Origin of the sequence: Acinetobacter sp. YH12106, from assembly GCF_013418995.1 — a bacterium.
GTDB lineage: Bacteria > Pseudomonadota > Gammaproteobacteria > Pseudomonadales > Moraxellaceae > Acinetobacter > Acinetobacter pseudolwoffii.
Genome location: NZ_VPAV01000020.1, coordinates 30857 through 48517, shown reverse-complemented (window position 1 = coordinate 48517; position 17661 = coordinate 30857). Strand labels below are relative to the sequence as shown.

General features: G+C 42.6%; 14 protein-coding genes and 1 pseudogene. 9 read left to right on the top strand and 6 right to left on the bottom strand.

Annotated features, from left to right (window positions below; translation table 11 throughout):
* Positions 1 to 472: 472 nt before the first annotated feature.
* Positions 473 to 1045, bottom strand: a complete 573-nt coding sequence (locus FTU45_RS12420) for a peptidylprolyl isomerase (RefSeq protein ID WP_074383779.1) — start codon at positions 1043 to 1045, stop codon at positions 473 to 475.
* A gap of 103 nt (positions 1046 to 1148) precedes the next feature.
* Between FTU45_RS12420 and FTU45_RS12415 the strand changes: the two genes are divergently transcribed.
* Entirely contained in the window at positions 1149 to 1823 is a 675-nt protein-coding gene (locus tag FTU45_RS12415) for an acetoacetate decarboxylase family protein (RefSeq protein ID WP_100329872.1), read from the top strand.
* Positions 1824 to 1894: 71 nt separating this feature from the next.
* Here the strand turns inward: FTU45_RS12415 and FTU45_RS12410 are convergent, their stop codons facing one another.
* Complete coding sequence (locus tag FTU45_RS12410; protein WP_180076464.1) at positions 1895 to 2965, bottom strand: alpha/beta hydrolase; 1071 nt, start codon at positions 2963 to 2965, stop codon at positions 1895 to 1897.
* A gap of 216 nt (positions 2966 to 3181) precedes the next feature.
* Here FTU45_RS12410 and FTU45_RS12405 point away from each other — a divergent pair, with 216 nt between their 5' ends.
* The 6 genes and pseudogenes from FTU45_RS12405 to FTU45_RS12380 all read left to right on the top strand — a co-directional run bounded on the left by FTU45_RS12405 (position 3182) and on the right by FTU45_RS12380 (position 9074).
* Positions 3182 to 3691, top strand: coding sequence for a hypothetical protein (locus FTU45_RS12405; RefSeq protein ID WP_005173548.1), 510 nt, complete (start codon positions 3182 to 3184; stop codon positions 3689 to 3691).
* Positions 3692 to 4543: 852 nt separating this feature from the next.
* Positions 4544 to 5092 carry a nucleotide exchange factor GrpE gene (grpE, locus tag FTU45_RS12400; RefSeq protein WP_005173545.1) on the top strand — a complete coding sequence of 183 codons (549 nt, stop codon included), beginning with the start codon at positions 4544 to 4546 and terminating at the stop codon, positions 5090 to 5092.
* Positions 5093 to 5247: 155 nt separating this feature from the next.
* Positions 5248 to 7191, top strand: a complete 1944-nt coding sequence (gene dnaK, locus FTU45_RS12395; protein WP_074383783.1) for a molecular chaperone DnaK — start codon at positions 5248 to 5250, stop codon at positions 7189 to 7191.
* 170 nt (positions 7192 to 7361) lie between these two features.
* A pseudogene (locus tag FTU45_RS12390) lies at positions 7362 to 7622 on the top strand (OXA-134 family carbapenem-hydrolyzing class D beta-lactamase); the annotation flags it as partial.
* 60 nt (positions 7623 to 7682) lie between these two features.
* A complete protein-coding gene (locus tag FTU45_RS12385) occupies positions 7683 to 8591 on the top strand; it encodes a matrixin family metalloprotease (RefSeq protein WP_100329869.1) in 909 nt (302 codons plus the stop codon).
* Between the two features lie 105 nt (positions 8592 to 8696).
* Positions 8697 to 9074 carry a hypothetical protein gene (locus tag FTU45_RS12380; protein ID WP_167381287.1) on the top strand — a complete coding sequence of 126 codons (378 nt, stop codon included), beginning with the start codon at positions 8697 to 8699 and terminating at the stop codon, positions 9072 to 9074.
* Positions 9075 to 9129: 55 nt separating this feature from the next.
* Here FTU45_RS12380 and erpA read toward each other — a convergent pair whose 3' ends face one another.
* The 4 genes from erpA to FTU45_RS12360 all read right to left on the bottom strand — a co-directional run bounded on the left by erpA (position 9130) and on the right by FTU45_RS12360 (position 13055).
* Positions 9130 to 9465, bottom strand: a complete 336-nt coding sequence (erpA, locus tag FTU45_RS12375; protein WP_004281944.1) for an iron-sulfur cluster insertion protein ErpA — start codon at positions 9463 to 9465, stop codon at positions 9130 to 9132.
* Between the two features lie 121 nt (positions 9466 to 9586).
* Positions 9587 to 10594, bottom strand: a complete 1008-nt coding sequence (locus FTU45_RS12370; protein ID WP_257224033.1) for a putative solute-binding protein — start codon at positions 10592 to 10594, stop codon at positions 9587 to 9589.
* A gap of 192 nt (positions 10595 to 10786) precedes the next feature.
* The gene (locus FTU45_RS12365) at positions 10787 to 11797 is read right to left on the bottom strand and encodes a putative solute-binding protein (protein ID WP_180076463.1); all 1011 of its coding nucleotides are present in this window, start codon (positions 11795 to 11797) and stop codon (positions 10787 to 10789) included.
* Positions 11798 to 12050: 253 nt separating this feature from the next.
* Positions 12051 to 13055 carry a putative solute-binding protein gene (locus FTU45_RS12360; protein ID WP_180041301.1) on the bottom strand — a complete coding sequence of 335 codons (1005 nt, stop codon included), beginning with the start codon at positions 13053 to 13055 and terminating at the stop codon, positions 12051 to 12053.
* A gap of 217 nt (positions 13056 to 13272) precedes the next feature.
* On the opposite strand from FTU45_RS12360, the gene FTU45_RS12355 reads away from it, so the two are divergent.
* Both FTU45_RS12355 and FTU45_RS12350 read left to right on the top strand, forming a co-directional pair.
* The gene (locus FTU45_RS12355) at positions 13273 to 15204 is read left to right on the top strand and encodes an ATP-binding cassette domain-containing protein (protein ID WP_074383787.1); all 1932 of its coding nucleotides are present in this window, start codon (positions 13273 to 13275) and stop codon (positions 15202 to 15204) included.
* A 344-nt stretch (positions 15205 to 15548) separates the two neighbouring features.
* Positions 15549 to 16712, top strand: coding sequence for a zinc-dependent alcohol dehydrogenase (locus tag FTU45_RS12350; protein ID WP_005173519.1), 1164 nt, complete (start codon positions 15549 to 15551; stop codon positions 16710 to 16712).
* Positions 16713 to 17661: the final 949 nt, after the last annotated feature.

The window sequence follows — 17661 nt, the reverse complement described above, 5'->3', positions numbered from 1 at the left end:
CCTGCCGCCAGCGTTCAATCTGAGCCATGATCAAACTCTTCAGTTTAAAATCAGTAGTGCCTAAAGGACACCAATCTTGGCTCATCAATTTTCTGACAAATATTTCTCAAATAAACTTCGAGTCATTTCTACCATCAATCAATGAAAATAATTTCGATCGATCAACCAGTAAAAATCCACACAAGTTGTTCTTCATAATCTCTTAATGATCTTTCTAACACCTCGTCAGTGCCAGAAGCTGGACTTCGATATACTTAACAACTCAGCAATCTGCTTCGTTCGTTTCCGTCTATCTCGTCGGTATGGGCTCATTATAGGGTAATTTCCTACAGGTGCAAGCGCTTTTAACTCACAGGAATCACGACTGTTTTATTTTTATGCACCAATTTGGTTCGTATTTATACAAAACATCACATAACTACATATTTTTAAAACAGAAATATGAATTAAATATTTCTGTTTTATTCTGTACCTAGTTTCTCACAACTGGCGCTTTAATGTTCACACTGTTGATCTTGATAGGCTTCACCGGCACATTTTGATGCATTCCATAGTTTCGAGTCGGCACTTTGGCAATCTGATCGACAATATCCATACCTTTAGTGACCTTACCGAAGACCGCATAGCCTGCATTTCGGGCAGAACGATCCAGAAAATCGTTATCGACCAGATTTACAAAGAATTGTGCTCGTGCAGAATCCGGCTGATTGGTACGCGCCATCGCTAAAGTACCGCGTTTATTTTGCAGACCATTCGATGATTCATTTTTAATTGGAGCTTGGGTATTGGCCTTTTCCTGCATGTTGCTATCAAAGCCCCCACCCTGCACCATAAAGCCGGGAATGACCCGGTGAAAGATAGTGTCCTTATAGAAGTTGCTCTTTACATAGTTTTCAAAGTTCTTTGCCGAGATCGGGGCTTGATCATTAAAGAGCTCAATTTCAATATTTCCCGATGAAGTTTTCATCTCAATAAGGGTATTGGCAGCAAAACCTGGCAGACTGATGGCAGTAAGGGCGATCGCATATAATGATTTCTTTAACATTTTTTAACTCATCTACTTAGAAGTAATGGTTGTGAATGACTGTATATTAATCTTTTATAACTCATAATGCAGTTGCCTGCCGACTAAAGACAAGAGAATAAGAATGAGCCATGCATTATTACAGGAGCAAAATATCCACCAGTTTCCGCCTTGGCATTTACAGGGCGAAGGTTTTATTTTGAATTACTGGCTAACACCCGGCTTTATTCAGCAAGCCAAGCAGTTCCGTATTGCCCCCTCCCCACTGGGTCGCGTGGTACAAGTGTTATTGGTGCGTTATCATTCTTCACCCATTGGTCCTTATGATGAGTTACTGATTCTGGATCATCCTTTAATTAGTAAACGACGCCTCAGCTCGATTCCTAAAATTTATGTCTCTACTCATGAATCTGTCATACACGGCCAGCATTTATGGGGTATTCCCAAAGAACATGCAGAATTTGAATGGCAGGAAAAAAATCAGGAAATATTGTGTCATATTCAGTATCAAAACCAGCGTATGACGATTCGACTCAAAAAAACCAAATCTGCGCGCAAGTTCTATATTAATAGTCATCATATTCCAGCCTCTATGCTCAAAATTCAGCAAGCCTGGAAAGGTCAGCGTTTTCAGTTCAGCCCACAATTCCGTGGTCATCTCTCCAAACTCTCGCAAGTAGAATGGCAAGATATCGACAATATATTTCCAGACTTTTCCAAAGCCAAATTGCTGCAAAGCTTTTATGTTCCCAAATTCAATCTGATCTTTCCTGAAGCGCAGATCAGCAGCAAAGTATAAGAATTGATAAAAACCTATCTATAAAAAAAGGTGTTTCATGAGAAACACCTTTTTGCATTCACGCCTTGGATTTAACTATTTTTGTCCCAGAATTTGCGGAAATTTTTGCTGATCTCAATCACATATTTTTTGGCACGGCGGGAGATCGGCGTCAGGTTGATAAAACCATGTGCCTGGTCGGTATATTCATGATAATGAACACTCACACCATTCTGACGTAGTTTATGCGCATAGATTGAACCTTCATCATGCAGGACATCATGACGTGCGGTAATCACATAGCTCGGCGGCAAGTTTTGCAATTCACCATAGGTCGGTGAAATCAGTGGATCATCTAATTCAATCTGATGGGTCTGGGCATACATGAAGGTCACCAGATCAATATCCTGCTCTGAAAGTACCAGTCCATCTTTATAGGCATAAAAAGATGGATGGCGACTTTTAAAGTCGACCGCCGGATAAAGCAAAAGCTGCGCTCGTGCGGCATAAGATTTACCTACACTGCGCTGAGCTACAACAGTAGCCAGATTTCCGCCGGCACTGTCCCCTGCCAAGGCAATCCGGTTTTTATACACTTTCAGCTGTTTACTATGCTGATGTGCCCAGGCGAGGGCATCTTCACAGACCTGTACCATCTGCAAGGGACTAAATTCCGGTGTCAGCGGATAAGCCACACTCAGCACCTGTACTTTGGCATGCACTGCCAGAAGGCGACAGAACTCATCATGGCTGTCCAGACCACCCACCATAAATGCACCACCATGATAAAAAATCACCATAGGCAACTTCTTTTGCGGTGCAGGATGATAATGCCGGGCAAAGATACTGCCACTTTGCAAAGGCAGACGCAACTCTTCTACCATTTTCACAGCAGTCGGTCTGGCCTGAATTGTTTTCATGCGCGCATCAAATGCCACCCGTGCCTGTGCGACATCTTCACTCAGAAAGCTGCCATGCCCCTGTTTAAGCTGAATCGCCATCAGGCATTTGACCATGGGGTCTAAATCAGGATAGTGATGAGGATAGTCCAAAGCCTTAACCAATGCGTCTTGTGCAATACCAGGTAAGCGATCCAGCATACGCGCTGCTGTGCCTTGCCCTTTTTCGATTACACTTTTCAGTACTGGATGATTCACAGTCATTATTTTTAGTCCTTATTCTCTTAATTCTTCATAGTTTCTACACGATTAGCGTTTCAGTGACCATATTCTTATATAAGTCTTAATATCTACGTACATATAGTTTTATCCAATACGTTAACCTGATTTATAAAAGATGTCATTGATCATTTAAATGGTATTTTTGACGTAGTTTTGCGAGCTTCAGTATATTTTTTATTTCAAGTTGGGAGAATGCCTATGGCTGGCAAAATTATAGCTCTGTCTCTGGCGACTGCATTTTTGGCTGTAGGCTGTGTTGCTTTCCCTGAAGATGGTGGCTACTACGATGGCCGTTATGATCAGCGTTCTGATCGCCGCTATGAACAGGACCGTCGTTATGAGCAACAGCGTCGTTATGATCGGCAACGCTGGGAATATGAACAGCAACGTAAACGTATTGAACTGGATCGACGTAAACAGGAAGTGCAGCGTCGTAACTGGGAACAGGACCGTAAAAGACAGTTAGAACAGGACCGACGTAAAAGCCAACTGGAACGACAACGCCAGGAACAGCAGCGTAAAAACATGATGAGCCAACGGCAAAAACAGGCTGAAGCAGAACGTAATAAACGCCGCCTGGAGCAGGATCGTAAACGGATCACCGATCAGCGTGCCAGAAAAGCCCAGCAAAACCGTTCATCTAACCCACGCTGGAGCGATAATCGACGTCAACAGCAACAGCAGCGTCCACGCGATCGCCGTGATTAATGCTTTGATTTCACTCTTTGTTAAAAAAGCCTGTAGCAGGCTTTTTTAATGGAAAATTTTATCTCAAGCTGATTGAATAAAAGCAGTATTTTTGCATGAAGGTCGGACTAAGCCGCCAAGCAATCATTTTTATCTTGATCAGATCAAGAATGCTCAATTTTAGCAAAAAAAAGGCCTATCTTAGAGAAAAAGATAAGCCACGAAAACACATTTCAAAATAAGAAGAAACTACAGCGATAGAATCTGGAATAAATATTAATCAAAAGTTCATCTATTGAGAAATACTTTATTGCTTAGATATTAATCGCTTTTATGTCTAATAAATAATCAGGCAAAAAAAAGCCAAGTCTTGGGGGAACTCAGCTTGAAAAAAGTAACTTAAAATAAGGCAACAGCAACCGAGTTCGGCTCTCTCCTCTGAACAAGGTCGCTGTCTATGTCAGTATCATGCAATTTTTTTACTAATATTTAAAACAGATTAAAATTATTAAATTTATTTAAAAATACGATTATCAATTTTTTATATTTATTTTCAAATAATTCATGTTTTATTTTAAAGCTCAGACTGTCTATTCAGCGACGTATACAACAATGATCAGATGACTCCTTGATCATTTACTTCAATTTATCTCCGCCTATATCGCGGTAAAAGCCTGCCATCTGCTCGCTGTTTTATTCAGAATTTTGTATAAATCTTAAATTTAATCTTGACTGACGCTTGAATTTTTACACCCTGCCCCGATTTCTTTAGGTAATCAAGAACTTCAACCATGGCAGTTCAGCATTAACGCAGTGAATACTGAGGCCTGAGGACTGTACATGTTTAAGAACCCATTTAAACGGAGTAAATCAATGGCGACTGAGCAAAACGAGCAAGCTCAAAAATTTGAGCAAGAGCAAGCGGAACAAGATACAGCGCAAACTCAAGCTGAAACCGAGCAGGCAGAAGTTTCCGTTGAGTCTTTACAAGAGCAGATTGCGCAGCTTGAAGGTGACTTAAAGTTAGAAAAAGCACGTACGGCCAATGCAGTCTACGAAGCACAAAAAAGTGTGGAACGTATTCAGCGTGAATCTGAAAAGCATAAAGATACCGTTTTAGAAAAGTTCTCTAAAGAACTTTTAGAAACCGTCGACAATCTCGAGCGCGCCATTGTTGCCGCAGGTGAAGAGAAAACTCCACTGCTGGAAGGCGTTGAACTGACACTTAAATCTTTATTGAATACCTTAGAGAAATTTGGAGTCGTGGTGGTAGACACCAGTAACGGCTTTAATGCTGATCTGCATCAGGCAGTTGGGATTGATCCAAATGCCAAAGCCAATGAAATTGGCACTGTTTTGCAAAAAGGCTACACGCTGAATAATCGCCTGTTGCGTCCGGCGATGGTCATGGTTGGCGCTTAAGCCAAATAAATTCGGGAGTTTGTGAAATTTTTTCAACAATTTTACTTGAAAAAAATCGAACGGCTCTCATATCGGATAACAAGTAAATCCCTTTTAATTTCCCTTTGATAAAGGGAAAAGTTTGGGAATAAAAAAATTTTTGAGGAAACATCCAAATGGCTAAAATCATTGGTATTGACTTAGGTACTACAAACTCATGTGTTGCAGTACTTGAAGGCGACAAAGTTAAAGTAATCGAAAACGCTGAAGGCGCGCGTACAACGCCATCAATTATTGCCTATAAAGATGGCGAAATTCTGGTAGGTCAATCGGCAAAGCGTCAAGCGGTAACGAATCCGAAAAATACCTTGTTCGCGATCAAACGTTTGATCGGTCGTCGTTATGAAGACCAAGCGGTACAAAAAGATATCGGTCTGGTACCGTACAAAATCATCAAAGCTGACAACGGTGATGCTTGGGTTGATGTCAACGACAAGAAACTTGCGCCACAGCAAATCTCTGCTGAAATCTTGAAAAAGATGAAGAAAACAGCGGAAGATTACCTGGGTGAAACAGTAACTGAAGCGGTCATTACCGTTCCTGCTTACTTCAACGATGCCCAGCGTCAAGCCACTAAAGATGCAGGTAAAATTGCAGGTTTAGAAGTAAAACGTATCATCAACGAACCAACGGCTGCTGCACTTGCGTTCGGTATGGACAAGAAAGAAGGCGACCGTAAAATCGCGGTTTATGACTTGGGTGGTGGTACATTCGACGTTTCAATCATTGAAATTGCGGATCTTGATGGCGACCAGCAAATCGAAGTGTTGTCTACTAACGGTGATACATTCCTGGGTGGTGAAGACTTCGATAACGCATTGATCGAATTCCTGGTTGAAGAGTTCAAGAAAGAACAAAACTTCAACTTGAAACAAGATCCGCTTGCGCTGCAACGTTTAAAAGAAGCTGCTGAAAAAGCAAAAATCGAGCTTTCTTCTTCGAATGCAACTGAAATTAACCTACCATACATCACTGCTGATGCGACTGGTCCTAAACACTTGGTGATCAACGTAACACGTGCGAAACTTGAAGGTTTAGTTGCTGACTTGGTTGCGCGTACCATTGAGCCATGTAAGATTGCACTTAAAGATGCTGGTCTTTCGACTTCAGACATCTCTGACGTGATTTTGGTGGGTGGTCAATCACGTATGCCAATGGTTCAACAGAAGGTTCAAGAATTCTTCGGTAAAGAGCCACGTAAAGACGTAAACCCTGATGAAGCAGTCGCAATGGGTGCTGCGATTCAAGGTGCGGTACTTTCAGGTGACAAAACTGACGTACTTCTACTTGACGTTACTCCGCTGACACTTGGTATCGAAACCATGGGTGGCGTGTTAACAGCAATCATCGAGAAAAACACCACGATTCCTGCGAAGAAATCTCAAGTGTTCTCGACTGCTGCTGACAACCAGCCTGCTGTAGACATTTCTGTGTTCCAGGGTGAACGTAAAATGGCGCAGCAAAACAAATTGTTGGGTAACTTCCAATTAGGCGATATCCCACCGGCTCCACGTGGTGTGCCACAAATTGAAGTGTCTTTCGATATCAACGCTGATGGTATCTTGAAAGTATCTGCAAAAGACAAGAGCACGGGTAAAGAGCAATCGATCCAGATTAAAGCAAACTCAGGTTTGTCTGATGCTGAAATCGAAGCAATGATCCGTGATGCTGAAGCGAATGCTGAAGAAGATCGCAAATTCGAAGAATTAGCGAAAGCACGTAACGAAGCGGATGCGTTAGTTTCTTCTGCTCAAAAAGCAGTGAAAGATCTTGGCGAACAAGTGACTGCAGACGAAAAAACTGCAATTGAAACTGCGGTTTCTGAGCTTGAAGCATCAACTAAAGAAAATGATGTTGAAGAAATCAAAGCGAAAACTGAAGCGTTGCAAAACATCATCATGCCGATCACTCAGCGTGCCTATGAAGCAGCTCAAGGCCAAGGCGGTGCGCAAGGTTTTGATCCGAACGCATTCGGTGGTGACGCTGGTCAACAACAGCAAAAAGCGGACGACGGCGTTGTAGATGCTGAGTTCACTGAAGTAAAAGATGACAAAAAATAATTTGTCGCTTTAACTGAAAAACCGCGCAACAGCGCGGTTTTTTTATGTCCAAATTTTAAAGCATGAAGGTAAAATGACTAAAAATGGATCGTATGTTCAAGTAAAGCTGTTTAAGCTAAATCCAGCATGAAACGACCATCAACCCTGAAAATTCTGATTTTGCGGCCTTTCAGCAATGGGTTAAAGCCATGTTATTGCTACAGGAACGCCACGCTTGTCGACTGTATGCCAAATCCGGCCGGGGTATGGAGCTGGAAGCGCAAGTTGGCTGACGCACGGGCTGGATCGAAACACCACAGGCTGACATCGTGGCCTTTTCCCTGAATATGCAGATGCACAGTCATATGGATCCGGCGATTCGCCTGGACATTTTACAGCAAACCTTGGCCGAATTAGGACTTTATCCAAAAGCTGAGCAGGAAGGCAAATAAGCATGGGAAATGCCTTAAAATTAAGCTATATTTTTTAAAAACAAGCATCTCAATAGCAATATGCGCCTTCTATTTTGTCTGGTCATCGTTGGGTTAATCCTGTCTGCCTCTATGCATATGCAGACCAAAGCTCATCCACAACTGCGCTACAACTCGCTTGCAGACCGGCTCAGTCATCCTTTTGACACACGTTTACGCTTTAAGGTCGATCAGGTAGATGCAGGCTTTGGGCTGAGTAAAGAGCAAGTGATTCAACTGAGCAAAGAAGCCGTCGAGATCTGGCATCAGGGCACCCATCGCGATGATCTGCTGCTCTATGATGAAAATGCCCAGCTGAGTATTCATCTGATCTATGATCAACGGCAACAGGAATATAATGCCTTAAAGAAAGTCGAAAAACAGTTGCTGGCAGATGATGCCCAGTATCAACGTCAGGTCAAAAATCTGGAAGCATCTTATCAACATCTGGAAAGTCAACAACAACGCTTGATCCAGCAAAGAGATCAGATTAATTATGAATTTCAGAAGCTACAGCAACGACGGCATCAGCCAAATTTATCTGCCTATGAGCACGAACAATTAGAATATGAGTTTCAGGCTTTACAGCGCAAATCGGAAAATTTTAAACGGGAAGCCGAGTATCTTCAGCGACAGCAAAGTTCTTTTAACCTGAATGTTTCGCTGCATCAACATAGTCTTGAAAATCATCAACAGAATATCATTCAGGCCCAGCAACGTTTTCCTGCCCGTGAATTTCATAAAGGGGTATTTATGGGTCATCAGATTCATGTATATCAGTTTGATGCAGAAGATGATCTGCGTCTGACACTGGCTCATGAACTGGGGCATGCTTTGGGCCTGTATCATCATGATGATCCAGAGGCGCTGATGTATCCGGTACTGGGAAAACAGAATCTGCAACACTTTCAGTTGCGACCTGCCGACAAGACTTTGCTGTATCACCGTTAAGTGATCAGCCTGAATTCCTTAATTAATTTAAGTGTATAAGTGTTATAAAAAACACTCTATTCGGATTTCATGTTATTGTGAACGGCTACATTGTTCAGGCCATCTTTGGAGATTCATGTGAGTTACTACCATATTTTAATTGAAGTAAATGACCACATTAGTACGATTGATGAAACGCGTGATATCGAGATCTTTGATATTGAGGATATTCAGCCACATCTTCATGCGATTTTATTGCCTTATTTCAATGAACAGCTGATTGAACTGGACGATGAGAATCTGGAATATAAAGATATTTTACATCTGGAAATCAAACAGACCCTCTTGCCGATCAATGACCTGATCGAAGAAGAGCAGCGCCTGTTGCCAAGTGATACCGACATTACCATTAGCGCTTATGAGATTTTTAATAATCGCGAGCTGAGTCAGGATGTCACATCAGTAATTTTTGACCTCTTGGAAGCGGTAAAACTGGAAAATTAAGTTTTCTTCAGATATAAAAAAGTCCTCATCAAGAGGACTTTTTTATTGTGCGCGTTTAGATCGAGAATGAAGATCCACAACCACAAGTGGTGGTCGCATTCGGGTTCTGCACCACAAAGCGTGAACCTTCCAGACCTTCTAAATAATCTACAACGGAACCGACCAGATATTGATAGCTGAGTGAATCGACCAGTACTTTCACATCGCCGTTGGCAAATTCTGCATCATCTTCATTCTGACTTTCGGCAAAGTTAAAGCCATAAGAGAAACCTGAACAGCCGCCACCGGTAACATACACACGGAGCATTAAGTCTTGGTTACCTTCACTGTCACGCAACTGGCGTACTTTATTTGCGGCATTGTCGGTGAGCACAAGCGCTTGGGCATTCATGGCGGATTCCTCTGTTGAATGGAATGTCTTTAAAAAGAAAAGACCATATCGAAGTATAACACACTCAATATATGGTCAGTCTCTACAGATTAAAAGTCAAATCAGAGTAATTTTATCAGGATTATTTGTAGTTCTCATCCTGTAAGGCACATTCGAAGTTTTGCGGGTTCTGCTTACAACGGAATTGCCACAGCAGTTTCATCATGCGTTTATTATATACGCCGCGTTTGGTCAGGTCGATTCTGGAATCGCGCATCATTTTCTGATAGCCCGGTTTATCTGCAGCCGGAATATCCATCCAGTATTTTGCAGGAATATCGGCTTTCATTTTGCCCAGAATACCAAAAGCGCGCGGCAACTGGCTTCTCACCCATTCACGTGATTTTTGACCATAACCCGCCGGGAATTTATCGGGACGGATAATGATATTACCGGTCACTTGCAACACCGGATAATTCACAATCGCACCTTTTGTACCTAAGCCTTTGTGTAATTCTAGGGGTTTAAATACCGCAGCGGGTGCGCCAATGATATCAACCTGACCATTGTTAAACTTGGCGCCAAAGTTGGTGACATCGGCACTAACGGCTTGAGCACCAACCTGCTGCACCATGATTTTTTGTGCTTCATCATAGTCGAGTACCGCAATTTTTTTACCTGCAGCTTTGGCCACGGTATTAATACTACGGTCATTGACCAACAGAAAAGCATCACCGACAGGAATCACCCCCACCACTTCATATTTGCCATTGAGCATATGTTTGGCAAAAGTCGGACTCGCCAGACCCTGCATCACTTTAACGGCCAGATTCAGATCTGGAATCGCCCCGATAGCATCCAGTGAGCCGGTAAAGCTGTTGAACTGACGTCCGCGCATTCCAGTGACACTAATCCCGTCACATTTTCCAGCCTTAAAATCTTCTGCAACCACGGCTTCATTGGTATTCACTCTAAGCTCGATATCAGCGCCCCAGTTTTTCGCTGCCAGCTGATAATCTTTCATCACGCTATACACATCGCCATTTTTGCCCACCAGATCAAATACGCACATCACCTGTTTGGCCTGTACCAGACCTGAAACAGTAAATGTCGCTGCGGCCAATGCCAGTATTTTCCATCTTCTTTGCATCATCCTAATGTCCTTATACCTTGTTTTTGTTATTGCGATTTCAGCCGCATCTAATTATTTTTATATCAATCATAAGAGATCAATCTTTAGATCAAGCTTAAGCTATTTAATCAGCTGTACAATGGCTGATCTGCCTCAGTTCAACTACAAAAAAAGCTTAGACTCAGCTAAGCTTTTTCTTTAAAAATCAAATTACTCACCCGAAAGTGAACACTCAAAATTGGCTTTCTCGACAGAACAGCGCGCGCGTTTTAACACTGACATCATGCCAGCATCATAGATTCCGCGTTTGGTCATGTCCATACGGCCATCACGTAACATTTTCTGGTACTTGGTTCTATCTTCAGCGCTCAGATTCATTTTATATTTCGACGGAATTCCGGCTTCCAGACGGCCGATCATGGCCATACTTTTTGGCAGGTTTTTGATAAACCAGTCACGCGATTTTTGCCCAAAACCTGCCGGGAATTTTTCCGAGCGAATGACAAAATCAGACGTCACATGCAGCACCGGGAAATTAAACATCGCGCCGTTATTGCTAAGGCCTTTATAAATCTCTAGCGGTTTATAAGCATAGGCTGGTGCCCCCACCATATCCACCTGACCATTGTTAAATTTGGCCACAAAATTGGATACATCGGAAATCACGGCCTGCGCGCCCACACGCTGCACCATAATTTTCTGGGCATCGTCATAGCCCAATACCGCAAATTTTTTACCTGCGGCTTTTTCGATCGAGTTAATATTTTTGTCACGGACAAAAATGAACGCCGAACCAAGTGGTGCAATCCCGGCAATTTCGTATTTTTTACCACCCAGATTAGTCACCATTTTGCTGGCATTGCGTTTGTCCAGCGCAAAACTAATGGCACGCTGTGCAATTGCATTGCTCGGTGCACCGCCCAGTGCATCGATAGAACCGGCAAATTTATTGTATTGACGGGCGCGCATGGCAGTCATAAATACGCCATCACATTTTCCGGCTTTAAAATCATTGTCGGCAACAGCTTCATCCTGGCGGGCAATCAGATTGATTTCTGCGCCCCAGCCTTTTGCAGCCAGTGCCCATTCTTGCGCCATCTGGAAAGACTCACCCGATTTACCCAGTAAGTCAAACACGCAGATATCGACTTTTTCTGCATGCACCGCATTGGCAAAACCAAATGTAGAAAGTGCAGCCAATGATAAGAGTGCTTTTTTCATTGTATTATCCTTTGGAATCTTGTTATTCGCTGAGTGTCCTTACACGGAACAAATATTAAGCAAGTTTAATTAAAAAAAATAGAGCATTTACTCCATTTAAAACCCGTGTTTTGGCCTATAAAGATAAATAAGCGTATGTTCTAAATATTATTTTATAAAATATTTTTAAATATCAATTTCTTAATATTTAATAGAAGTTTCGTATCATTACATTTAATCCGTGAGAGTTACAAAGATATACATCATTTGAATTTTATTCGCCACTAATTGAACACTCAAAATTGGTTCTTTCGATGGTACAGCGGGCACGCTTCAATACCGTCATCATGCCGGGATCATAAATCCCCTGCCGGGTTAAATCGATGCGGCCTTCGCGCAGAATCTTCTGATAGGCAATGCGATCTTCACGGCTTAAGTTCAACTTATATTTATTGGGAATTTCCGCTTCCATACGTTTCACCATGGCAAAACTGCGCGGCAACTGTTTCACAAACCAGTCTCTGGATTGTACTGCGAAAGAGTCAGGAAATTTATCCTGCCGGATGATCAGGTCGGCGGTGACATTGATCACTGGAAAATTAATCATGGCGCCTTTATTGCCCAGACCTTTTTCTAATTCAAGCGGTTTAAAGGCATAAGCCGGTGCAGCCACAATATCAACTTCGCCCTGATTAAACTTACGGATAAAATTGGAAATTTCCGACATTACCGGCACGGCTTCAATCCGGTTGACCATAATTTTCTGGGCATAGTCATAATGCAGCACGGCAAATTTCTTGCCTTTTACCTGTTCCAGTTTATTCAGCTCGCGATCACGGACAAAAATATAAGCCGGGCCAATCTGCCCGATCCCAGCCACTTCAAATTTTTCTTTGCCAATCTGGGTGATCAGGCGCTTGCTGTTGCGTTTGTCCAGTACATAACTGATGGCTTTCATGGCAATGTCATTATTTGGCACACCACCAATCGCATCAATCGAGCCGGCGAATTTGTTATAGGCGCGGGCCCGCATAGAGGTCATATAGAAGCCATCGCATTTGCCGGCCTTGGCATCCTGATCCACTTTGGCTTCGTCCTGATAGGCAGTCAATTGAACATCAGTATTCCAGGCTTTTGCAGCTAAAGCCCATTCCTCCATTAATTTAAAAGATTCGCCAGACTTGCCCAGCAAATCAAAAACACAGACATTTACTTTGGCATGACTTGAAGTCGATGCCAGTAGACCCAGTGCAGATAAAACTAAAAATCCCTTTTTCATTTTTATTTTACTCTATCGTATTTTTTGCTTGATCAGCTTCTACTATAAACAACTGTTAATGCTGAAAATAGAGCTTATACTCAACTTATTCGTCCATAATATATAAATTCACAATATTTAAAAGCTGGCTCATTTCAGTAAAAGTCGCAAGATTTTTCATTTTCACAAGGCTTTCCTTTAGAATAGGCGCATCTTATTTCTTAGCTTTGATTTCTCAATGATTCAGTTAGACCAGTTATCTATACGTCGCGGTGGACGTGTTTTATTTCAAAAAGCGTCGATGCAGTTACACCCAGGATGGAAAATTGGCCTAACCGGTGTCAATGGTGCCGGGAAATCGACCCTGTTTTCAGCTTTGCTTGGTGGCATGGAGTCAGACACCGGTTCGTTGACCCGTCCTGCGGTATGGACCGTGGCGCATATGGCGCAGGAAATCAAAGCGCTGAATATGAAAGCCATTGATTTCGTCTTGTCCGGCGATGAAGAATACTGGGATATTCAACAGAAACTGGAGCAGCCAGATCAACTGGATGATGCAGAACTGGCGCATTTATATGGCCGTTTTGATGAAATTTCAGGTTATTCTGCGCCGGCCAAAGCTTCGCAACTGATGGCCGGTCTGGGCTTTTTTGAACATCAATCCCAACTGGATGTTTCAAGTTTTTCTGGTGGCTGGCGCATGCGCCTGAATCTGGCGCGTACCCTGATGAGCCGTTCCGATTTACTCCTTCTTGATGAACCGACCAACCATTTAGACCTGGATGCCATTCTCTGGCTCGAAGACTGGCTGAAAGCCTATGAAGGTACGCTGGTGCTGATTTCGCATGACCGGGATTTTCTCGATGCGATTACCGACCATATTTTACATATTGAAAATCAGGAACTGATTTTATATACCGGTAACTACTCGACCTTCGAGCGTACCCGCAGTGAACGTCTGGCGCAGCAGCAACAGGCTTATGAAAAGCAGCTGGAAACCCGCGCACATCTGCAAAAATATATTGACCGTTTTAAAGCGCAAGCCACCAAAGCCAAGCAGGCACAGAGCCGGATCAAACAGCTGGAGCGTATGCAGGAACTGTCTGCTGCCCATGTTGATACACCATTTACCTTCAGTTTCCGTGAACCGACCAAAATGAGTTCGCCTTTATTGCAACTGGAACATGCCGATATTGGTTATGGTGACAAGCTGATTGTCACCAATGTCAATTTACAGATCACGCCAAGCAGCCGGATTGGTTTGCTCGGGATGAATGGTGCCGGTAAATCTACCCTAATTAAATCGCTGGTCGGTGATTTAAAATTGCTTCAGGGTCTGCGCAAAGACTCGGAACTGCTCAATATTGGCTACTTTGCCCAACACCAAATGGATGCACTGGATGGCAATGCCAGCCCGATGTTACAGCTGGCCCGTATTGCCGATAAAAAAATCAGTGAAGCCAGCTTACGTTCTTTCCTGGGCAGTTTTGGTTTTAGCGGCGAACGCATGGATACGCCGAGTGAAAGTTTCTCGGGCGGTGAACGTGCCCGTCTGGCTTTGGCATTGATTGTCTGGCAGCGTCCAAACGTGTTGATTCTGGATGAACCGACCAACCATTTAGACTTGGATATGCGTCATGCATTAACCATGGCCTTGCAGGATTTTGAAGGTGCTGTGGTGCTGGTGTCGCATGAACGCCAGCTGATTGCCAGTGTCTGTGATGAATTGCTGCTGGTACATAATGGTCAATGCCGTGAATTTGACGGTGATCTGACCGCTTATGCCGACTGGTTACGCCAAGCCCGCATTGAGATGATCAAAAACGGGCAGAAGCCAGCCGAGCCGGTGAAATCTCAGGTCGAAGTCAAAGCAACCATTTCCAAACTGGACAAAGAAGCACAGCGTAAGGAAGCGGCACGCCAGCGGGAACTGAGCCGCCCGATTCGTAAAAATATCGAAAAATGCGAAGCACAGATTGCAAAGGTTACGCCGCGTCTGGCTGAAATTGAAACTTTACTGGGTGACAGTGCTTTATATGAAGCCTCACGTAAAAATGATTTGCTCAAACTGATGAATGAGCAAACCGAGCTGAAAGCCAAACTGGAAACAGCCGAGGAACAGATGCTGGAACTGATGATGGAACTGGAAAGTCTGGAGCAGTCCTTCTAACGCTATTTCAATACCCCCCATTATCTGAGAGATGAGTAACAAGCGTTATTCATCTCTTTTTTTTTATTAAAACCACCCATTTTTAATATTTTCCTCCTGCTTTTCATCTTCGTGTAGTTCCTCGCTATTCTTGAGTGCTGCATCTCTTCTTCAAAACTCGACACATTTTGTCGTGAATTACGCAAGTGCCATATAAGTTTATTTTTTAAACAGTGGAGTGGCTTTTTTCATACATTAATTTACAGCGTCAGCTTGCATCCTAAGGCTCTAATACAAGTGTTTTTTAATTTTTGGCAGCCTTGATTCGAGTCTGTTTAATGTTGAACTAGAGAGAGGAAATCCGCATGCGTGCTCTTACTTATCACGGTACTCGCGATGTACGAGTTGAATCTGTTCCTGATCCAGTCATTCAGGAAGCAGATGATGTCATTCTCAGAGTAACTGCTACTGCTATCTGTGGCTCAGACCTGCATCTTTATCGTGGGAAAATTCCCGCAACCGAACAGGGTGATATTTTCGGTCATGAATTTATGGGGGTGGTCGAAGAAGTCGGTCCTGAAGTCACTTCAGTAAAAAAAGGCGATCGGGTGATTATTCCCTTTGTGATTGCATGTGGCCACTGTTTTTTCTGTGAACACGAGCTGATGGCTGCCTGTGAAAATACCAATAGCGGACGTGGTGCGATTATCAATAAAAAACAGATTCCACCAGGTGCCGCCCTGTTTGGTTATAGCCATCTGTATGGCGGTGTACCAGGCGGTCAGGCCGAATATGTGCGGATTCCCAAAGGCAATGTCGGACCGTTTAAGGTTCCCGGTTCCCTGCCTGATGAAAAAGTATTGTTTCTGACCGATATTTTACCCACAGCCTGGCAAGCTGTGACCAATGCCCAGATTGGCCGAGGTTCCAGTGTCGCCATTTATGGAGCTGGGCCGGTCGGTCTGCTGGCTGCGGCCTGCGCACGCATGCTTGGTGCCGAACAGATCTTTATGGTCGATCACCATCCTTATCGCTTGCGTTTTGCTCATCAAACTTATGGGGCGATTCCGGTCAATTTTGATGACGTGGATGCAGCCGAATTCATCATTCAAAATACGGCAGGTTATCGTGGTGTCGATGCGGTGATTGATGCGGTGGGTTTTGAGGCCAAAGGGAGTATGCTGGAAACGGTAATGACCAATCTAAAACTGGAAGGTTCGAGTGGTTCTGCGCTAAGACAATGTATTGCGGCGGTGCGCCGTGGCGGTGTGGTCAGTGTGCCGGGGGTTTATGCCGGTCCAATTCACGGTTTCCTGTTTGGTGATGCCTTCGATAAAGGTCTGACCTTTAAAATGGGACAAACCCATGTGCATAAGTTCCTGCCACAATTACTGGAACATATTGAAAATGGTGATCTTTCGCCAGACCTGATTATTACCCATCGCATGAAACTGGAAGATGCTGCTGAAGGTTATCGCATTTTCGATAAACGTGAAGAAGACTGCCGCAAGATTATCCTGACACCCTAAATAGCTTGGATAGCAAAAAGCGCCGTCAGGCGCTTTTTTTACAGCATTTGATGAATTGTATTTTTTCTATTTTCAATTCACAAAACTTTGATGTCCTTTTCTGTTTTTTCTAAACATCATGCATAGCATGATTGTCACAATGAAATTTAGACCTTAACCAGCAGATACAAATCTAAAGAGTTAAGAAAGGAAAGTAATAACACGATGATTTTAAATTAAAAAATGAAAATTCACTTGATTGTTAAATTAATTATGTAGTTTAACTACACCCTCTATTTTTCAATCAAAATATGTTTCACGCTCATTATTAAATAAAACTACAATAGATATATAAGTAATTAATTTTAAAAGTATTTGTAGTTTTCGATAAAAATAGCTGCTCAAGCATGCTGACGAGTAGCTATTGATTTTGCAGGGTTATATAACAGAGGAAATGTAACTCTAAATAGCACTTTAAATTCAAAACGCCATTTTAAATTCAAAAGCACTTACCCACAAGCCAAATATTTTTAAATTTAAAACCAGAAATTAACTAGAGAGGGAGTTGGTTTGTGGATAAATACAATCTTATTCACATAATTAATTAGGGATAACTTTGTAGTTATCCACATATTTGATCATATTTAGAGCAGACCTTAAAATAATCCTATTCACATATTATTTGAGATACGGCAGGATATTTTAATAAGCCATTCAAATAATAGAATTTAAAAAAACCAGCTTTATCATTTTGTATTTATTATTTTCCAGCTCTATTGCTCTCCACTCTTCAATTCGGCCTTCGCTACGGGTATTTTTCATACACCAACTTTGGCTTCAATGGCTTCTACACGCTATTTTTTAGCACATGTACAATTGATCCTAGTATCGATAGTTATCCTTTAAACCCTGCTAAAATCTTCATATTTATAGTGGCACAATTACTTCCCCACCATGATAAATTGCATTC

Coding starts and splice junctions, on each gene's coding strand:
- FTU45_RS12420 (WP_074383779.1), bottom strand. CDS start 1,045: ATGTTAAAGAAATCATTATATGCGATCGCCCTTACTGCCATCAGTCTG.
- FTU45_RS12415 (WP_100329872.1), top strand. CDS start 1,149: ATGAGCCATGCATTATTACAGGAGCAAAATATCCACCAGTTTCCGCCT.
- FTU45_RS12410 (WP_180076464.1), bottom strand. CDS start 2,965: ATGACTGTGAATCATCCAGTACTGAAAAGTGTAATCGAAAAAGGGCAA.
- FTU45_RS12405 (WP_005173548.1), top strand. CDS start 3,182: ATGGCTGGCAAAATTATAGCTCTGTCTCTGGCGACTGCATTTTTGGCT.
- grpE (WP_005173545.1), top strand. CDS start 4,544: ATGGCGACTGAGCAAAACGAGCAAGCTCAAAAATTTGAGCAAGAGCAA.
- dnaK (WP_074383783.1), top strand. CDS start 5,248: ATGGCTAAAATCATTGGTATTGACTTAGGTACTACAAACTCATGTGTT.
- FTU45_RS12385 (WP_100329869.1), top strand. CDS start 7,683: ATGCGCCTTCTATTTTGTCTGGTCATCGTTGGGTTAATCCTGTCTGCC.
- erpA (WP_004281944.1), bottom strand. CDS start 9,465: ATGAATGCCCAAGCGCTTGTGCTCACCGACAATGCCGCAAATAAAGTA.
- FTU45_RS12370 (WP_257224033.1), bottom strand. CDS start 10,594: ATGCAAAGAAGATGGAAAATACTGGCATTGGCCGCAGCGACATTTACT.
- FTU45_RS12365 (WP_180076463.1), bottom strand. CDS start 11,797: ATGAAAAAAGCACTCTTATCATTGGCTGCACTTTCTACATTTGGTTTT.
- FTU45_RS12360 (WP_180041301.1), bottom strand. CDS start 13,055: ATGAAAAAGGGATTTTTAGTTTTATCTGCACTGGGTCTACTGGCATCG.
- FTU45_RS12355 (WP_074383787.1), top strand. CDS start 13,273: ATGATTCAGTTAGACCAGTTATCTATACGTCGCGGTGGACGTGTTTTA.
- FTU45_RS12350 (WP_005173519.1), top strand. CDS start 15,549: ATGCGTGCTCTTACTTATCACGGTACTCGCGATGTACGAGTTGAATCT.